Origin of the sequence: Sagittula salina (assembly GCF_017813235.1) — a bacterium.
Taxonomy (GTDB): Bacteria; Pseudomonadota; Alphaproteobacteria; order Rhodobacterales; family Rhodobacteraceae; genus Sagittula; species Sagittula salina.
The window spans coordinates 389,227-407,032 of record NZ_JAGISH010000003.1; the positions used below are offsets into that span (position 1 = coordinate 389,227).

14 protein-coding genes are annotated in these 17,806 nt (G+C 66.6%); 9 read left to right on the forward strand and 5 right to left on the reverse strand.

What is annotated here, in order from left to right:
- Positions 1–9: 9 nt before the first annotated feature.
- The 3 genes from J5474_RS08135 to J5474_RS08145 all read right to left on the reverse strand — a co-directional run bounded on the left by J5474_RS08135 (position 10) and on the right by J5474_RS08145 (position 3,073).
- Complete coding sequence (locus tag J5474_RS08135) at positions 10–1,545, reverse strand: tripartite tricarboxylate transporter permease (protein WP_209360306.1); 1,536 nt, start codon at positions 1,543–1,545, stop codon at positions 10–12.
- Between the two features lie 3 nt (positions 1,546–1,548).
- Positions 1,549–1,980: a tripartite tricarboxylate transporter TctB family protein gene (locus J5474_RS08140; protein ID WP_209360307.1), complete on the reverse strand. Its 432-nt coding sequence runs from the start codon at positions 1,978–1,980 to the stop codon at positions 1,549–1,551.
- 115 nt (positions 1,981–2,095) lie between these two features.
- Positions 2,096–3,073 carry a Bug family tripartite tricarboxylate transporter substrate binding protein gene (locus J5474_RS08145; RefSeq protein ID WP_209360308.1) on the reverse strand — a complete coding sequence of 326 codons (978 nt, stop codon included), beginning with the start codon at positions 3,071–3,073 and terminating at the stop codon, positions 2,096–2,098.
- A 135-nt stretch (positions 3,074–3,208) separates the two neighbouring features.
- Between J5474_RS08145 and J5474_RS08150 the strand changes: the two genes are divergently transcribed.
- From J5474_RS08150 to J5474_RS08160, 3 genes are read left to right on the forward strand one after another with little or no spacing between them, the layout of a single operon-like run.
- Positions 3,209–3,877, forward strand: a complete 669-nt coding sequence (locus J5474_RS08150; protein WP_209360309.1) for a response regulator transcription factor — start codon at positions 3,209–3,211, stop codon at positions 3,875–3,877.
- 6 nt (positions 3,878–3,883) lie between these two features.
- Positions 3,884–5,239, forward strand: coding sequence for a sensor histidine kinase (locus tag J5474_RS08155; protein ID WP_209360310.1), 1,356 nt, complete (start codon positions 3,884–3,886; stop codon positions 5,237–5,239).
- Between the two features lie 56 nt (positions 5,240–5,295).
- On the forward strand, positions 5,296–6,351 hold the full coding sequence (locus tag J5474_RS08160) for an ABC transporter substrate-binding protein (RefSeq protein WP_209360311.1): 1,056 nt from the start codon (positions 5,296–5,298) through the stop codon (positions 6,349–6,351).
- A gap of 29 nt (positions 6,352–6,380) precedes the next feature.
- On the opposite strand, the gene J5474_RS08165 is transcribed toward J5474_RS08160, so the two are convergent.
- Positions 6,381–7,664, reverse strand: coding sequence for an Nramp family divalent metal transporter (locus J5474_RS08165; RefSeq protein WP_209360312.1), 1,284 nt, complete (start codon positions 7,662–7,664; stop codon positions 6,381–6,383).
- 158 nt (positions 7,665–7,822) lie between these two features.
- On the opposite strand from J5474_RS08165, the gene mntR reads away from it, so the two are divergent.
- Entirely contained in the window at positions 7,823–8,245 is a 423-nt protein-coding gene (gene mntR / locus J5474_RS08170; RefSeq protein WP_209360313.1) for a manganese-binding transcriptional regulator MntR, read from the forward strand.
- A gap of 65 nt (positions 8,246–8,310) precedes the next feature.
- Here the strand turns inward: mntR and J5474_RS08175 are convergent, their stop codons facing one another.
- The gene (locus tag J5474_RS08175; RefSeq protein WP_209360314.1) at positions 8,311–9,540 is read right to left on the reverse strand and encodes an ROK family transcriptional regulator; all 1,230 of its coding nucleotides are present in this window, start codon (positions 9,538–9,540) and stop codon (positions 8,311–8,313) included.
- Positions 9,541–9,804: 264 nt separating this feature from the next.
- Here J5474_RS08175 and J5474_RS08180 point away from each other — a divergent pair, with 264 nt between their 5' ends.
- The 5 genes from J5474_RS08180 (at position 9,805) to glgB (ending at position 17,803) form a co-directional block, all read left to right on the forward strand.
- Entirely contained in the window at positions 9,805–10,836 is a 1,032-nt protein-coding gene (locus J5474_RS08180) for a sugar ABC transporter substrate-binding protein (protein WP_209360315.1), read from the forward strand.
- A 144-nt stretch (positions 10,837–10,980) separates the two neighbouring features.
- Positions 10,981–12,051, forward strand: coding sequence for an ABC transporter permease (locus J5474_RS08185; RefSeq protein ID WP_209360316.1), 1,071 nt, complete (start codon positions 10,981–10,983; stop codon positions 12,049–12,051).
- A gap of 103 nt (positions 12,052–12,154) precedes the next feature.
- On the forward strand, positions 12,155–12,964 hold the full coding sequence (locus J5474_RS08190) for an ATP-binding cassette domain-containing protein (protein WP_209360317.1): 810 nt from the start codon (positions 12,155–12,157) through the stop codon (positions 12,962–12,964).
- 262 nt (positions 12,965–13,226) lie between these two features.
- Entirely contained in the window at positions 13,227–15,602 is a 2,376-nt protein-coding gene (locus J5474_RS08195; protein WP_209360318.1) for a glycogen/starch/alpha-glucan phosphorylase, read from the forward strand.
- Positions 15,599–17,803 (forward strand): 1,4-alpha-glucan branching protein GlgB, encoded by a 2,205-nt coding sequence (gene glgB, locus J5474_RS08200; RefSeq protein WP_209360319.1) that lies wholly within the window; start codon positions 15,599–15,601, stop codon positions 17,801–17,803. The genes J5474_RS08195 and glgB overlap by 4 nt, the downstream gene beginning before the upstream one ends.
- Positions 17,804–17,806: the final 3 nt, after the last annotated feature.

Here is a 17,806-nt window from a genome sequence, read left to right on the forward strand (position 1 = left end):
TTTCGCGGCTCAGTCAGAAATCGACCCTTCCTCGTCGCGGCGGGCGTGCATCTTTGCCTTCACCCGCGCCCCGACCAGCAGCGGAAGGACGAAACCGAGGATCGCGATGGCCCAGAGCGCGATGGCCAGCGGGCTGTCGATCAAGGTGAACCAGTCGCCGTTGTCGATGGTGATCGCGCGGCGCAGGTTGTTTTCCATCGTGTTGCCCAGCAGCGTGCCGAGGATGATCGGCACCAGCGGCACGTCGAACTTGCGCAGGACCCAGCCCATGACGCCGAAGCCGATCATCACCATCAGGTCGAAGGACGAGCCCGAGATGCCGTAGATCCCGACAAAGGATACCATCGCCACGATCGGCATGAGGATCCGCGAGGGGATCATCAGCACGCGGGTGAACAGCCCCACCATGGGAATGTTCATCGCCAGCAGCATGAAGTTTGCGATGAACAACGCCGCGATCAGGCCCCAGACCACGTCCGGGTTCTGCGCGAACAGCAGCGGTCCCGGTGTGATGTTGAGGCTGAGCAGCACGGCCAGCAGAACGGCGGTCGTCCCGGACCCCGGCACGCCCAGCGCCAGCATCGGCACCAGCGCGCCCCCGGCGGCGGCATTGTTCCCGGCCTCCGGGGCCGCGACGCCGCGCGGATCGCCGGTGCCGAAAGTGCCATCCTTGTCCTTCAGCCGCTTCTCCATCGAGTAGGAGATGAACGACCCCAGAGAGGCCCCCGCCCCCGGCAGCACCCCGGCCAGAAATCCGAGGAAAGAGGTACGCAGCATGGTCGGAGTGCACGCCTTGACCATCGACATCGGCGGCGTCAGGCGGCCAATGGTCAGCTTGGTGCCGTCGGCGCTGCCTCCGTGGCGGTTTTCAAGGAAGATGAAGACCTCCGACAGGGCGAACAGCCCGACGATGGCGACGAGGAAATCGAGCCCGTCATACAGGTGCACTTCTCCGAAGGTGAAGCGCGGCACGCCGGTCTGGGTATCGACGCCGATCATGGCGAGCCCGAGCCCCAGCATGGCGGCGAATGCGGATTTCGCCTGATTGGTCGACGACACGCCGCCCAGCGTCATGAAGGCCAGCGCAAACAGCGCGAAGTATTCCGCCGGGCCGAACAGCAGCGCGATCTTCACCAGCTGCGGTGCCAGCAGGATCAGGCCCCAGGTGGCAAAGAAGGACCCGACAAAGGACGCGATGCCGGAAATCGCCAGCGCCTCGCCCGCCATGCCCTTTTTCGCCATTGGGTGCCCGTCGAGCACGGTCATCATGGCCGGTTCGTCACCGGGAATACCCAGCAGGATAGAGGAGATCCGCCCACCGTACATGGCGCCGTAATAGACCGAGGTCAGCAGGATCAGCGAGGGCGTCGCACCAAGTCCGAGGGTAAAGGCGAGCGGAATCAGGATGGCAACGCCGTTCGACGGCCCCAGCCCCGGAAGCGCCCCCATGATGGTTCCGAGGAAACAGCCCAGCAGCGCCAGCGCGAGGTTCTGCCAGGTCAGCGCGATGGCAAAACCATCGGCGAGGTTTGCAAACGTTTCCATGGCTCAGAACCCCCACGGCCCGCGTGCGAGGCTGAGCCCCAGCACGAGGTGAAAGATGACGTAAATGCCGACAGAGGTGCCGACGCCGATCAGCAGCGCTTCGACTGGGGCTGAACCCAGACGCCACCCGAGGTAGGCGGCCGCCACCGCCGTTGCGGCGACAAAGCCCGCGACCGGCAGGAACTGCGCGTAAAGCATCATCACCACGACGGCGGCGGCGATTTCGGCCAGTTGCCCCAGCGGGGGCCATGCGGGTTCGGGATCGGGGCGCAGGGCGATGACGGCGGACGACAGTCCCAGGATGGCGGCGATGATGAGGGGAAAGGCCTTGGGACCGACGGCATCGGAAAGAAAGCTTTCCTCGATCTGCAACGCGGCAAGGGCGAAGCCGATGGAAAGGAGAATGCCGAAGATCCCGAAAATGCGATCACTCATGGGGATCTCCAGTTCGGGAAAGGGACCCGGGCGCATCCGGGTATAGCGGGGGCGCCGCCACGAGGGCGACGCCCGTGGGTGGCGGTGACCGCCACCCGGGCCATGCGGCCAAGGCTTACTTGATGATGCCGATTTCCTTGGAAATCCCTTCGATCTGCGCGACCGAGTCCGCCACGAAGGACTGGAACGCATCCCCCTGCAGGTCGAGCGGGGCCAGACCGTTGGCTTCCATCACGGCCTTCCACTCGTCGGAGGCATAGAGCGCGCCGATCTTCTCGACCCAGGCGGTGTAGGCCTCGTCCGACATGCCGCCCGGTGCGTAGAAACCGCGCCAGTTGGCGCCGATGGCGTCGACGCCCTGCTCCTTGGCGGTGGGGAAGTCGGCAAAGGCGCCGCCCAGACGTTCGGGGGCAAGAACCGCGATCACCTTGATGTCGCCGGAGTCGACAAAGCCCTTGGCCTCGGACAGATCGCCGGTGAAGGCCTGCACGGAACCCGCCAGCAGCTGGGTCACCGCCTCGCCGCCACCGTCGAAGGCGATGTATTTCACCGCGCGCACGTCGTCGATGCCATAGGCATTGGCGGCGATCAGCACCTTCAGGTGGTCCCAGCCGCCCACGGCGGAGCCGCCCGCGATGGAAACCGAGGTCGGGTCGGCCTTGATCTGGTCGAGCAGCTCGGGGAGCGTGTTCACTTCGCTGTCGGCGGCCACGGCGATCACGCCGTAGTCGGCACCGACGGAGGCCAGCCAGCGCACCTGGTCCATGGTGTTGCCCGGGTAGGCGCCCTGCGCGAGGCGGGTCGCGGTGGCCGACGAGGCAGCGACGATCAGGTCGTTGCTGTCGTTACGTTTGTTCACCACTTCGGCATAGGCCACACCACCGCCGCCACCGGCCAGGTTGACGACCTGCATGGTCTTGTCGATCAGGCCGAGGTCCTGCATCGTCTTGCCCGCCTGGCGGCAGGTGAAGTCCCAGCCGCCGCCGGGGTTGGCGGGCGCGATGCACTCGGGGTTTTCCTGTGCCTGCGCGGCCACGGCGGTCATGCCGAGGACCGCAGCCGCGATCAGGGTGCGGGTGGTCTTGAAGATCATTGTCTTCCTCCTCTTTGTCTTGCCCGCCCTGTCCGACTGCGCTTTGCAGGCTCCCTCGGGGCGGTTAAGCAAAGGGAATAGCGGATGAACCTGTCACGAACCTGTCAGCGGGTCCGGGCCGGGACGGGGAGAGAGATGCGGGTACTGATGATCGAGGACACGGTGGATCTGGCGGAGGCCGTGGTGGCCCGACTGGCCCGCGCGGGCGCGGTCTGCGACCACGCCGCCTGCATCGAGGAGGCACGCGATTTCCGCGCCGTGCAGAAATACGACGCGCTCGTGCTCGACATAAACCTGCCGGACGGGTCGGGGCTGACGCTGCTGCGAGACATGCGGGCGGGGGGCGACCGGACGCCTGTCCTGATGCTGACGGCGCTGACCAGCGTCGACGACCGGGTCCAGGCGCTGGACCTCGGGGCGGACGACTACCTGGGCAAACCCTTCGACCAGCGCGAGCTTGAGGCGCGGCTGCGCGCGCTGGTGCGACGCGACGCAGACCAGAAAGGCGAGCGCATCGTACTCGGACCGCTCAGCTTTGCCCCGGCCGAGCAGGTCGCGCACCTCGGCGAGGCCAAGCTCGACCTCACCCGGCGGGAGGCGGCGCTGCTCGACATACTGCTGCGCCACGCCGGGCAGTTCCTGACGAAACAGCGGCTCTACGATTCGCTCTTCGGTTTCGAAGACGCCGATGTGGGCGTGAATGCCATCGAACTTTATATCGCCCGGCTGAGAAAGAAGCTGTCTGGCAGCCCTGTCGCCATCACCACGCAGCGCGGCGTGGGCTACCGGATCGGCCTGGAATGAGCGCCCGTGGCTGAGGTCCCGACCCTCGCCGCGCGCGTCCTTCGCGCCGTCCTGCTGATCCTGCTGGCGGGCGGCGTTCTGGTCGCGGTCTCCACCTGGGTCAACGGGCGCGCGGCGGCGCGTCAGGCTTACGACCGGCTGCTGCTGGGCGCCGCCAGCGACATCGCGGAATCGATCCGGGTGCAGCACGGCGCGCCCTTCGTCGACCTGCCCGTTTCGGCATTCGAGTTGCTGGCACAGGCGCCTGATGATCGCATCCATTACGCCGTGCGCGGCCCCGGTGGGCAGCTGATCACGGGGATGGATAGTGCCGTTCCCGTGCCCGACGCCCCGCGCAGGCCGGTCTATTTCGACGCACGGTTGCAGGGCGAGGACGCGCGCTTTGTACGGGTGACGCGACTGTTCGCGGAGCGGGAGTTTTCCGGCGAAGTCTCTGTCGTGGTGGGCCAGACGGTGCGGGCCCGGCGCGCCATGGCGCTGGGGCTGGTGACCGACGCGCTGGCGCCGATGGCGCTGGCTGGCGTGGCGCTGCTGGCGATGGCGTGGCTGGTGGCGCGTTCCGCCATGCGCCCGCTGGAGGCGCTTTCGCAGGACCTTGCCGCCCGCGACCCCTACGATCTGACGCCCATGCCGGTGGAGGGCCTGCCGCAGGAGCTGCGGGTCATGGTGGGATCGGTCAATCACTTCATGGCGCGGCTGGACCGGCAGGTGGAGGCGATGCGCAACCTGATCTCCGACACGGCCCACCAGCTGCGCACGCCGGTCGCGGCGATCCGGGTGCAGGCGGAGGGGCTGCAAGAGGACGGCACCCCCCGCGCGCTGGAGCGGCTGCTGGCGCGGACGCGGTCGCTGGGGGCGTTGCTGGACCAGCTGCTGAGCCGCGCTCTCGTGACCCACCGCGCCGACAGCGCGCCGCGCGTGGCGGTCGACCTGCGCATGGTCGCGCTGGAGATCGTGGACGCCCGCGACCACGAATTGCTCGCCCCGGGCGTGGAGGTGCGGCTGGAGATCGGTGCGGACCCCGTGCTGGTCATGGCGGAGGAATTCAGCCTCGGCGAGGCGGCGAAGAACCTGCTTTCGAATGCCCTGAAACACGGCCTCCCGCCGGTCGCGGTGGGGGTGGACCGGCGCGGGGCGGAGGCGTGGCTCTGGGTCATGGACAGCGGCTCCGGACCGGACCCGGCAATCGCCGCGCGGCTGGGCGAGAGGTTCGCCCGTTCCGCGGCCTCGCGGGAGGACAGCGCCGGGCTGGGCCTGTCCATCGTGATGGCCGTGGCCAGCGCCTATGGTGGCCGGATGGCAACGGAGCGCCGCCCGGAGGGCTTCGTCATGGCGCTGGTCCTGCCGGTGGTGGCGACATGAGACGTCCCATGCTGGGACAGTTCCGCAACCGAATGATTACAATGGGTTGGCGCAGGATGATTCAGACAATCTTAACGCTTTTCGGCGGCGCCCTGCTGGCTGCGCTGCTGATGGCGACGGGACCCGCGCGGGCGCAGGAGGACACCGCGCGCTTTGGCTCCGGGGCGACCGTGCTGCGGGTGGAATCGACCACCGACATCGCGATCTTTTCCCCGGTCATGGACCGTTTCGTGGCGGAAAATCCCGACCTGAGCGTGGCCTATGAGCAATGGGGCTCGAACGACCTCTTTGCCCGCTCGCGCGCGGCCTGCAATGGCACGCGCCCGCCCGCCGACGTCGTGCTGTCCTCCGCCGTTCAGCAGATGGTCTGGCTGGTGAATGCCGCCTGCGCCGCACCCTACCTTTCGGCGCGCACGCAGGCGCTGCCCGGCGCGCGGCGCTGGCGCGACGAGCTTTGGGGGATCACCGAGGAACCCGCCGTCATCATCTACAACAAACGGCTGCTGGCAGCGTCGGACGTGCCGCGGTCGCGCTTTGGCCTGCTGGACCTGATGCGGTCGCAACCGGGGCGGCTGCGCGGGCGGATCGCCACCTACGATATCGAGGCCTCGGGGCTGGGCTATCTCTTTGCGTTTTCCGACAGTCTGGAGGCGACCACCTTTGGCGCCATGCTCGAAGCCTTTGCCCGCGTGGGCGCGGTGGCGACCTGCTGCTCGGCCGAGATCATCCGGAGCGTGGCCGAAGGGCGCATCCTGATCGCCTACAACGTGCTGGGCAGCTACGTGGCCGCGGCGCAGGAGCCGGACGTGGGCGTGATCCTGCCGGAGGATTACACCCTGATCCTGTCGCGCAGCCTGATGATTCCCAAAGGCGCCGCCCAGCCCGCCGCTGCCGGGCGTCTGCTGGAATTCCTGCTGGGTCCGCAGGCGCAGGCGATGCTGATGGACATCGGGCTGGTGATGCGCGTCGGACCGGAGGAAACGGCGCTGCTGCCCTCTGCCCGCCGGGTGATCGCGCTGTCGCCCGCGCAGCTGGTGGCGCTGGATGCGCACCGCCGCGCGCGGCTGATCGCACTGCATGCCGACGCGTTTCGCGCCGAAGCACGGGAGTAGGCGCCCCGACGAGGGGGCGCCCACCTGTATCAGAGAAACGGCACCGGCAGGCCGAAGGCTTCGGCCAGCAGGACGAAGTTCAGCGTCAGCACCGCCGCCGCGCCCAGCCCGGCCAGCGTCAGCGTCACGCGCCCGGGGCGGAAGGCGCCCATGATGTCGCGCCGCGCCACGAAGACCAGCAGCGCGATCATCGGCACCGGCAGGGCGATCGACAGGATCACCTGACTCATGACCAGCGCCTGCGTCGCGTTCACGCCCATGGCCACCACGGCAAAGGCCGGGATCATGGTCACGGCACGGCGCACCCAGATCGGCACGTGAAATCGCAGGAAGCCCTGCATGATCATCTGCCCCGCCATGGTCCCCACTACCGAGGACGAGATCCCGGAGGCGATCAGCGAGGTCAGGAAGGCCCCCGCCGCCGCCGCGCCCAGAAGGGGCGTCAGCATGTGGTAGGCGGTCTCGATCTCCGCCACCTCGGCGTGGCCCTGGTGAAAGGCGCTGGCGGCCATGATGACCATCGCCATGTTGATCATGCCGGCGACGGCGAGCGCCAGCACCACCTCGATGTTGGAAAAGCGCACCAGCTTGCGCCGGTCGGAATCGTCGCGCGGGGTGGCGCGCGATTGCATCAGACCGGAGTGCAGGTAGATCGCGTGCGGCATGACCGTGGCGCCGATGATGCCAACGGCGATGGTCAGCGCCGCCGCATCGGGCATCGCGCCGGAGGTCATTCCCGCCAATGCGGCGGACCAGTCGACGGGGGCAATCAGCATCTCGGCCAGGTAGCTGAGGCCGATGATCCCCACCATGGCGCCGATCAGAAGCTCCATCGGGCGGAAACCCCTGCCTTCGACCATGAGGATGGCGTAGGTGATGATGGCGGTGATCGTCATGCCCGCCATGAGCGGCAGTCCGAAGAGCAGCGACAGACCGATGGCACCGCCGAGGAATTCCGCGAGGTCGGTGGCCATGGCGGCGATCTCGGACACCGCCCACATCACCCAGACCAGCGGTTTCGGCAGGTTGTCGCGCGACAGTTCGGCCAGGTTCTTGCCGGTGACGATGCCCAGCCGCGCCGAGAGCGCCTGAAACAGCATGGCGATCAGGTTCGCCACCAGCACTACCCAGAGCAGAGCATAGCCATAGCCCGCCCCCGCCTGGATGTTCGTCGCGTAGTTGCCGGGGTCCATGTAGGCCACGGAGGCGATCACCGCCGGGCCGAAGAACAACAGCCGGCTGCGCAGGCCGCGGGCGGATCCGTCCAGTACGCGCGTCATCCCGGTGCGGGTTTTCAGCGTCAGGTCTTGCATCGTGAGGGCACCCCATGTCGTTCAGTGTGTCGTGTATTTATAGCCTTGGCTATACCTGATACGCTGACCTAAGTTGATTTGTCCAGCCTAACCTGCTGGTGACACGGCAAAGGCGCGGCTATAGGCTTTGTCCCGACCGGGTGGAGGACCAGAGGCCGATGACCGAGCGCGATGAGAGCCTGCAGCAGGCCGACCGTTTTGCCCGCGCCCGGGAGGCGCAGTCGATGGCGCTTCTGGAGGATTACGTGGAACTGGTCAGCGATCTTCTGGCGGAGCATGGCGAGGCGCGAATCGCGGATATCGCCAGCCGGATGGGCGTGGCGCAACCCACCGCGACAAAGGCGGTGGCGCGGCTGAAGCGCGAGGGGCTGGCCACGGCACGGCCCTACCGGGGGGTGTTCCTGACCGACGAGGGCGCGGCGCTCGCGGACCGCGTGCGCGCGCGGCACCGCACGGTTGTGGCGCTGCTGATCGCCGTCGGCGTGCCCGAAGAGACCGCCGAACTGGATGCCGAGGGGATCGAGCACCACGTCTCGGACCGGACGCTGGCGGCGTTCGAGCAGTTTCTGAAGGGGCGTTGAGGCCGGGTGTGGTTCGGGCCCTGGCTGGGCGTTCGGTCGGGCTTTTGGCCGGGATTTTGGCCGGGTCAGCCTTTCAGGAAGGCGGTACGGTCCACGAGAAAGCGATCCGACAGCGGCAGGCTGGCGGCGCCCAGCGCGCGGGCGTCCGGTCCGATGGTGCCGGCGCGGACCTGCGGCACCTCGATGCCGGGAAGGCCGTCCTCCTGCAGCTGGCGTTGCACCCGCGCGACGATCTCCGCCCGCACCTCTGGCGGGAGCCAGCCGTCGATCATGACCGTATCGAAATCGACGATGCAGGCGGCGGAGAGGATGGCCTGGGCCAGCCCTGCCACCGCCCGTTGCAACCAGGGTTCCAGCACGTCGGGGTCGATCTGCCAGCTGGACGGGTCGTCCCAGATCATCTCCGTGGCACCGCCCTGCGCGGCGGCCAGTTGTTCCAGCGAGATGAGGGAGGCGACGTCGACCAGTTGCCGCACCCGGCCATCGGCGAGGATCGGCAGAGAGCCCAGCGCGGCAGCATTGCCGGTGCGCCCGGTGTACAGCGTGTTGTCCAGCACCATGCCGCCACCGACGAAGAAGCCGATGAAGAAATAGAGGAAATCGCGCGGCCTGTTCTGGTCGCCAAAGACGAGTTCCGCCCCGCAGGCGGCGGAGGCGTCGTTGCGCAGGTAGACCGGGAAGTCCCAGCCCTCCGCGATCTCGGGGGCGATGTCGCGGCCCTTCCAGGCCGCCATGTCCTCGGGCGCGACGCCGAGCGGCCCGGCCCAGTCGTGCAGCCGGAAGGGAATGGCGATGCCCAGCCCCGCCACGCGGGCGCGCTGGGTCTTTGGAAGGGAGGCGATCAGCTCCGCGATGGAGCGATTGGCGAAATCCACCACGCCGTCGGGGTTGGGGTAGCGGTGCACCATATGGCGCCGCCCCTTAACATTGCCATGGAAGTCGGTCAGGATCAGATCGAGACTGCGGCGCCCCACCTTCAGCCCGAGGAAGAAGGCCCCGTCGCGCGCGATGCTCATTGGCACGGAGGGCTGCCCCACCTTGCCGCGCACCGGAGCGCCCTTCTTCAGCAGCCCGTCGGCCTCAAGGCCCCGCATGATGACCGACACCGTCTGCGCCGAAAGGCCGGTGAGGCGCGCGATCTCGGCCTTGGCGAGCGGTCCCATCTGACGCACCAGCGTCATGACGAGCCGTTCGTTATGCGCCCGCACGCCGGACTGGTTGGTGCCGCGCGCGCCCTCGACGCGGGCCACGCCGCCATCCTCTGCCGTATCAGTATCGTTGTCCCGGCGAGCCATCGTCCTATCCTCCCCTTGTGGGCGGCACCCCCGTCGTGGCCGCTCGGACCGGATAGACCTGCCCTTGCGTAAGCCATCCGGCGGCGCACGCCCGATCGCATACAGCATCGGTGGCGCGATGCCAGCCTGTCAATAATAAATCCGCGTGATTTATTTATCATTGACGACGTTCTGCGAATCATGTTTCCCTGAAGGCACTTGGGCCGAGGAGGGCCCCAGGGCCGACCGCGCAGACGGCGGCCCCGCATCGATTGGGAGGATACAATGAAGAAATTCCTGACGGGCACGGCCATCGCGGTGGCCACCGCCGCGCTGTCGACCGCCGCCATGGCGGAAAGCCACGGCGAAAAGATCACCGCCTGCCTGATTACCAAGACCGATACGAACCCATTCTTCGTGAAGATGAAGGAAGGCGCCACCGCCAAGGCCGAAGAGCTGGGCATCGAGCTGAAGTCCTTTGCCGGCAAGGTCGACGGCGACCACGAAACCCAGGTTCAGGCCATCGAAACCTGCATTGCGGACGGTGCAAAGGGCATCCTGCTGACGGCCTCGGACACCTCGTCCATCGTGCCGGCGGTGCAGCAGGCGCGGGACGCGGGCATCGTCGTGATCGCGCTGGACACGCCGCTCGACCCGATTGACGCGGCCGATGCGACCTTTGCCACCGACAACTTCCTTGCGGGCGAACTGATCGGCAAATGGGCGGCGGCAAAGCTGGGCGACAAGGCGGCGGACGCCAAGATCGCCATGCTGGACCTCGCCGTGTCGCAGCCCACCGTGGGCGTGCTGCGCGACCAGGGCTTTCTGACGGGCTTCGGCATCGACGTGAAGGACCCGAACAAGTGGGGCGACGAGGATGACGCGCGCATTGTCGGCAACGACGTCACCGCAGGCAACGAGGAAGGTGGCCGCCGCGCGATGGAGAACCTGCTGGCCAAGGACCCGATGATCGACGTGGTCTACACCATCAACGAACCCGCCGCCGCCGGGGCCTACGAGGCGCTGAAGGCCATCGGCCGCGAGGGCGACGTGCTGATCGTTTCCGTCGATGGCGGCTGCCCCGGCGTGCAGAACATCGCCGACGGCGTGATCGGCGCGACCTCGCAGCAATACCCGCTGCTGATGGCCTCGAAGGGCATCGAGGCGATTGCCGCCTGGGCCAAGGACGGCACGAAGCCGCAGCCGACCGAGGGCAAGGCGTTCTTTGACACCGGAGTTGCGCTTGTCACCGACCAGCCCGCCGAGGGCGTGGAGTCGATTTCCGTTCAGGAAGGCACCGACCGCTGCTGGGGCTGACGCGCCGGTAGCAAGACATCGGGAAGGGGCTGTGCGCCCCTTCCCTCTCCAGACCAGACCGAGACCATTGACGCGAACCGCCCCGCCGCCGCAGGCTGAGGGCAACCGCGCGGCAAGACGCATCGCATCACCGGGAGGAAAACCATGTCCGAGACTGCCTCGAGAGGGCAGGACTACGAGTCGTCCTTGTCTCACGCCACCGCCAAGGTCGCCGAGTTCGAGAAACGCCAGGGTCTGGCCCCCCGGATCCAGAGCACGCTGCACTCCTCGCCCGCCCTGGTGCCCCTTATCGTTCTGGTGCTCTCCATCGCCGTCTTCGGTGCGCTCCTGGGTTCGAAGTTCTTTTCCCCCTTCGCGCTGACACTGATCCTGCAACAGGTGCAGATCGTGGGCATCGTCGCCGCCGCGCAGTCGCTGGTGATCCTCACGGCGGGCATCGACCTGTCAGTGGGCGCGATCATGGTGCTGTCATCGGTCGTCATGGGGCAGTTCACCTTTCGCTATGGCATCCCCGCGCCGCTTTCCGTCGTCGCCGGGCTGGCTTGCGGCACGCTGATGGGCTTTATCAACGGGTGGCTGGTGGCCAAGGTAAAGCTTCCGCCCTTCATCGTGACCCTCGGCATGTGGCAGATCGTGCTGGCGACCAACTTTCTCTACTCCGCGAACGAAACGATCCGCAGTCAGGATATCGAGGCAAACGCCCCCATTCTGCAGTTCTTTGGCAACGTGATCCAACTGGGGTCCGCACGGCTGACCTACGGTGCGGTCTTCATGCTGCTGCTCTTTGTCTTTCTCGCCTACATGCTGAGCCAGACCGCCTGGGGCCGGCACGTCTACGCGGTGGGCGACGACAAGGATTCGGCGGAACTGTCTGGCATCCGCACCAACACGGTGCTGATCTCGGTCTACATGGCGTCGGGGCTGATCTGCGCCTTTGCCGGCTGGGCGCTGATCGGGCGGATCGGGTCGGTTTCGCCGACCTCCGGGCAGCTTGCCAATATCGAGAGCATCACCGCCGTGGTCATCGGGGGCATATCGCTTTTTGGCGGGCGCGGCGCGGTGATGGGATCGCTTTTCGGGGCGCTGATCGTGGGGGTCTTCACCCTCGGGTTGCGCCTGCTCGGGGCGGATGCGCAATGGACCTACCTGCTGATCGGCGTGCTCATCATCGGCGCCGTGGCGGTGGACCAGTGGATCAGGAAGGCGTCGGCATGACACACGCTTCCGCAACCCTCCCGGCGGCACAGCCGCCTGCCGGGGGCACGCCCGGCCTCCGACGTCGCGCGGCAAGGCCGCATTGGATCAGGAAGGAATCGGCATGACCCGTCAGACCGTTCAACCCGTTGTCGAGGGCCGCAACATCGTCAAGCGATACGGCCACGTCACCGCCATCGACCACGCGGATTTCGACCTTTTCCCCGGCGAGGTTCTCGCCGTGATCGGGGATAACGGCGCAGGCAAGTCGTCGATCGTGAAGGCGATCTGCGGTGCCGTCATCCCCGAAGGCGGCACCATCAAGATCGAGGGAAAGCCGGTGCATTTCACCTCGCCGCTGGACGCCCGCGAGATGGGGATCGAGATCGTCTACCAGCAGCTTGCCCTGTCGCCCGCGCTGTCCATCGCGGACAACATGTTCGCCGGGCGTGAGCTGCGCAAACCCGGCATCCGGGGCTCTCTCCTGCGCCAGCTCGACAAGAAGCGGATGGAGGAATTCGCCCGCGAGAAGCTGACCGAGCTGGGGCTGATGACCGTGCAGAGCATCAACCAGGCGGTGGAGACGCTGTCCGGCGGCCAGAGGCAGGGCGTCGCGGTGGCGCGCGCGGCGGCCTTTGCCCGCAAGTTCATCATCATGGACGAACCCACCGCTGCGCTGGGCGTGAAGGAAAGCCGCCGCGTGCTGGAACTGATCCAGGACGTGAGGGCGAAGGGCATCCCGATCATCCTGATCAGCCACAACATGCCGCATGTCTTTGAAGTCGCGGACCGAGTGCATATTCACCGTCTGGGCAAGCGTCACGCGGTGGTGGACCCGGCAAAGATCTCCATGTCGGACGCGGTGGCCATCATGACCGGAGCGCTGGAGCCGCCGCCTGTCGCCGAACAGCAGCTGGCGCCGAAAGCCGCCTGAGATGACCCGGGGCGGCGGGCCTTCGCGCGGTCCCCGGTCCGCGCCCTCCCGCCCCGGTCACGCCCGCCGTCTTGCGGGGCGTTCCGCGTGCAGGGCCACCCCGCCCCCCGCCCGCGCGCATTCGCCCGCAAATGCGGCAGAGACGGCGCGGAAACCACGCCATTACACGGATGTTAGCGGTATCGTGTGAAAGGGCTGACTTGCCCGACCGATACGCTAGTGTTGAATGAAGCGACGACCACCCACGCCGAAGGACCCTTCCATGAAAGATGATATCCTGCGCCACCTTCGCTACGGGCTAGGCAAGGACGCCGCGCATTCCTCTGTCTACGACTGGCGCATGGCGCTCAGCCGGGCGTTGCGTGACCGCATGGTGGATCACTGGATCCCCTCCACGCAGGCGGCCTATACCGACAACTCGAAACGGGTCTACTACCTGTCGATGGAATTCCTGATCGGTCGGCTGGTGGAGGACATGGCCTCCAACCTCGGGCTGGTCGAGGAGGCGCGCGCCGCGCTGGCGGAGCTGGATCAGGATTACGACGTCATCGTGAAGGACGAACCGGACGCGGCGCTTGGCAACGGCGGGCTGGGGCGGCTGGCGGCCTGTTTCATGGACAGCCTCGCCACGCTGGCCATTCCCGCCATGGGCTATGGCATCCGCTACGAACACGGCCTGTTCGAGCAGGATTTCGTCGAGGGCCAGCAGGTGGAGCGGCCGGAGACATGGCTGCAACAGGATCACATCTGGGAATTCGAACGCCCCGAGGTGCAGTACATGATCCGCTTTGGCGGGCACGTCGAACACCACGACGGCCGCGCCCACTGGCACCCCGGCGAGACGGTCATCGCGACGGCCTTCGACACGCCGGTGATCGGCTGGAAGGGGCGCTGGGGCAATACGCTGCGGCTTTGGGCGGCGCTGCCGGTCAAGGTCTTCGACCTGGCGTCGTTCAACCGCGGCGATTATCTCGCGGCCTCCCGGTCGGAATCGCTGGCCCGCACCATCTGCCGCGTGCTCTATCCCGACGACACCACCGAGACCGGCAAGGAACTGCGACTGAAGCAGGAATACTTCTTTACCGCCGCCTCCATCCAGGACCTGATCCGCCGTTTCCTGACGAACAACGCCGACATTCGCGATCTGGCCGACCACGCCGCGATCCAGCTGAACGACACCCACCCTGCCATCGCCGGGCCGGAACTGATCCGACTGCTGGTCGACGATCACGGCATGGCGATGGCGGAGGCCGTGACCCTCGCCCGCCGCTGTCTTGGCTATACCAACCACACCTTGCTGCCCGAAGCGCTGGAACGCTGGCCGGAGTGGCTGTTCGGCCGTGTCCTGCCACGCCATCTGGAAATCGTGCGCGAGATCGAGGCGGAGCATCAGCGCCGTTTCCCGGACAGCCCGAAGATCCTCGACAGTGGCAACGTCTGCATGGGCGAACTGGCCTTTATCATGGCGCACAAGGTGAACGGGGTTTCGGCGCTGCACACCGAACTGGTGAAAAAGACTGTCTTTGCCGACCTGCACCGCATCCACCCGACGAGGATCGTCAATGAAACCAACGGCATCACCCAGCGCCGCTGGCTGCACACCTGCAACCCGGCGCTGAGCCGACTGATCACCGACACCATCGGCGATGGCTGGATCACCGACCTCGACCAGCTGTCGCGGCTGCGGGCGAAATCCGGCGATCCGGCCTTCAAGGAGGCCTTCATGGGCGCCAAGCGCGTCAACAAGGAGCGCCTGTCGAACTGGGTTAACGCGCATATGGGTATCGCCCTCGACCCCGATGCCATGTTCGACGTGCAGATCAAACGCATCCACGAATACAAGCGCCAGCTGATGAACGTGCTGGAAACCATCGCGCTGTGGATGGACATGCGCGCGCATCCGAACCTCGACTGGACGCCGCGCGTGAAGATCTTTGGCGGCAAGGCGGCACCGGGCTACCACACCGCGAAGGAGATCATCCGCCTGATCAACGACGTGGCCGAGGTCATCAACGCCGACCCGGCGACAAAGGACCTGCTGAAGGTGGTCTACCCGCCGAACTACAATGTCACCATGGCCGAGGTTCTGATCCCCGCCGCCGACCTGTCGGAACAGATTTCCACCGCCGGCAAGGAAGCGTCGGGAACCGGCAACATGAAATTCGCGTTGAACGGAGCACTGACCATCGGCACGCTGGACGGTGCCAATGTGGAGATACGCGAACACGTGGGTTACGAGAACTTCTTTCTCTTCGGGCTGACCGCCGAGCAGGTGGTGGAACGCCGCAAGACGCCTGGATATGCCCGCGCGGCCATCGGTGCCAGCCCGCGCCTGCAGGAGGTGCTGCGCCTGATCTTCGAAGGCCGGTTCTGCCCGCAGGATCCCGGCCGCTATCACGGGCTTATCGGAATGCTCTATGACCACGACTATTTCCTCGTGACATGCGACTTCGACACCTATTTCGACACTCAGCGCCGCGCCGACGAGGCGTTCAAGCATCCGCGCAACTGGGCGGCCATGGCGCTGACCAACACAGCGTCGATGGGCTTCTTTTCGTCCGACCGGACGATCCGGGGCTACGCCGAGGATATCTGGCAGGTGTCGTCGCACCCCGGCGTCGCGGAGGCCGCCGAATGACCCTGATCGAGACCGACGACCTGTCCCGCATCCTGTCGGGCCAGCACGAAGACCCCTTTTCCGTCCTGGGCCTGCACCCGGTGGGCGGGCAACTGGTGGCGCGCGTCCTGCGCCCCGGCGTGACCACGGTGGAGGTGATCGACCGCCGCACCGGCCGCCGGGTCGCCGCGCTTGACCGGGTGGAGGGGCCGGTTTTCGCCGGGACCATCCCGCGGCGCAGGAACTGGTTCTCCTACCAGCTGCGCATGACGGAGGACGAGCACGCCTGGATCGAGGAGGACCCCTACGGTTTCGGCCCGGTGCTGGGGGAGATCGACGAACATCTGCTGGGCGAAGGCACGCACGGCACCCTGTGGCGGGCGCTCGGGGCGCATGTGATGGAACACGGCGGCGTGCCGGGGACGCATTTCGCCGTCTGGGCACCGAACGCGCGGCGGGTGTCCGTCGTGGGGGATTTCAACGGCTGGGACGGACGGCGTCACGTCATGCGCCGCCGGGGCGCCACCGGCGTACATGAGATTTTCCTGCCGCAAGTGCCCGACGGCACGGCCTACAAATACGAGGTCCTGGCCAGTGACGGCACGGTGATGCCGCTGAAGGCCGACCCGGTGGGATTTGGAGCGGAACCGCCGCCGCGCACGGCTTCGGTGGTGCGCGACCTGACGCAATACACATGGCACGAATCCGGCTGGATCGAGGCGCGCGCAAAGGCGCATCGCATCGACGCGCCGATTTCGATCTACGAGGTCCACCTCGAAAGCTGGCGCCGCGTGCCGGAGGAAGGCGACCGGCCGCTGACCTACCGCGAGATGGCGGACCAGCTCGTGCCCTATGCCACCGACATGGGGTTCACCCATATAGAGCTGACGCCGATTTCGGAGTACCCGTTTGGCGGCAGCTGGGGCTATCAGCCCATCGGGTTATATGCGCCGACATCGCGTTTCGGCACGCCGGACGATTTCCGCCACCTGATCGACAGCGCGCATCGCGCGGGTCTGGGCGTCCTGATCGACTGGGTGCCGGGGCATTTCCCCTCCGACACGCACGGATTGGGGCAGTTCGACGGCACCGCGCTTTATGAACACGCCGACCCGAAGGAAGGCTACCACCCCGACTGGAACACGCTGGTCTACAACTACGGCCGTGCGGAGGTGATGAACTTTCTCATCGCCAACGCGAAGTTCTGGCTGGAGGAATACCGGCTCGACGGGCTGCGCGTGGATGCGGTGGCCTCGATGCTTTACCGCGACTATTCCCGCAAGGACGGCGAGTGGGTGCCGAACGTCCACGGCGGGCGCGAGAACCTTGAGGCCATTGCCTTCCTGCGCGCGATGAACGAACAGGTTTACGCTGCGCATCCCGACATCATGACCGTGGCGGAGGAATCGACCTCCTTTCCGGGCGTCTCCGCGCCGGTGCACGCGGGGGGCCTTGGCTTTGGCTACAAGTGGAACATGGGCTGGATGAACGACACCCTGCGCTACATGGCGGAGGACCCGATCAACCGGAAGTACCACCACGACAAGATGACCTTCGGGCTGCACTACGCGTTCACGGAGAATTTCATCCTGCCGATCAGCCATGACGAGGTCGTTCACGGCAAGGGCAGCCTGCTGAACAAGATGCCCGGCGACGACTGGCAGAAGTTCGCGAACCTGCGCGCCTACCTCGGTTTCATGTGGATGCATCCGGGCAAGAAGCTGCTTTTCATGGGCTGCGAAATCGCACAACGGGCGGAGTGGAACCACGAACGGAGCCTCGACTGGCACCTGCTGGGGGACGCGTCCCACGCGGGCGTGCAGACCCTCGTGCGGCACCTCAACGAACTCTACCGCGAAACGCCCGCGCTCTACGAACGCGACAGCAAATCCGAGGGATTCGCCTGGATCGACGGGGGCAACGCCAACGACTCCATCTTTGTCTGGCAGCGTTTGTCGGCGGAGGGGGAACCCGTGGTGGTGGTTGCGAATTTCACACCTGTGACACGTCACGGCTACAGGATCGGCGTGCCGCGCGCCGGGCACTGGAACGAACGCCTGAACACCGACGCCCCCGTCTATGGCGGGTCGGGGCAGGGTAACTACGGCGGCCGGATCGCCGAAAAGATCCCGGCCCACGGGCTGGACCAGTCCATCGAGATCACCGTGCCACCGCTGGCCTGCGTGGTCTTTACATACTCCGGCCCGTCAATCGGGAGCTGACGG

Bases quoted from the DNA above. Each gene is read 5' to 3' on its own strand.
- J5474_RS08160 (WP_209360311.1), top strand. From the start codon at position 5,296: ATGATTCAGACAATCTTAACGCTTTTCGGCGGCGCCCTGCTGGCTGCG.
- mntR (WP_209360313.1), top strand. From the start codon at position 7,823: ATGACCGAGCGCGATGAGAGCCTGCAGCAGGCCGACCGTTTTGCCCGC.
- J5474_RS08150 (WP_209360309.1), top strand. From the start codon at position 3,209: ATGCGGGTACTGATGATCGAGGACACGGTGGATCTGGCGGAGGCCGTG.
- J5474_RS08190 (WP_209360317.1), top strand. From the start codon at position 12,155: ATGACCCGTCAGACCGTTCAACCCGTTGTCGAGGGCCGCAACATCGTC.
- J5474_RS08145 (WP_209360308.1), bottom strand. From the start codon at position 3,073: ATGATCTTCAAGACCACCCGCACCCTGATCGCGGCTGCGGTCCTCGGC.
- J5474_RS08185 (WP_209360316.1), top strand. From the start codon at position 10,981: ATGTCCGAGACTGCCTCGAGAGGGCAGGACTACGAGTCGTCCTTGTCT.
- J5474_RS08165 (WP_209360312.1), bottom strand. From the start codon at position 7,664: ATGCAAGACCTGACGCTGAAAACCCGCACCGGGATGACGCGCGTACTG.
- J5474_RS08195 (WP_209360318.1), top strand. From the start codon at position 13,227: ATGAAAGATGATATCCTGCGCCACCTTCGCTACGGGCTAGGCAAGGAC.
- J5474_RS08135 (WP_209360306.1), bottom strand. From the start codon at position 1,545: ATGGAAACGTTTGCAAACCTCGCCGATGGTTTTGCCATCGCGCTGACC.
- glgB (WP_209360319.1), top strand. From the start codon at position 15,599: ATGACCCTGATCGAGACCGACGACCTGTCCCGCATCCTGTCGGGCCAG.
- J5474_RS08175 (WP_209360314.1), bottom strand. From the start codon at position 9,540: ATGGCTCGCCGGGACAACGATACTGATACGGCAGAGGATGGCGGCGTG.
- J5474_RS08180 (WP_209360315.1), top strand. From the start codon at position 9,805: ATGAAGAAATTCCTGACGGGCACGGCCATCGCGGTGGCCACCGCCGCG.
- J5474_RS08140 (WP_209360307.1), bottom strand. From the start codon at position 1,980: ATGAGTGATCGCATTTTCGGGATCTTCGGCATTCTCCTTTCCATCGGC.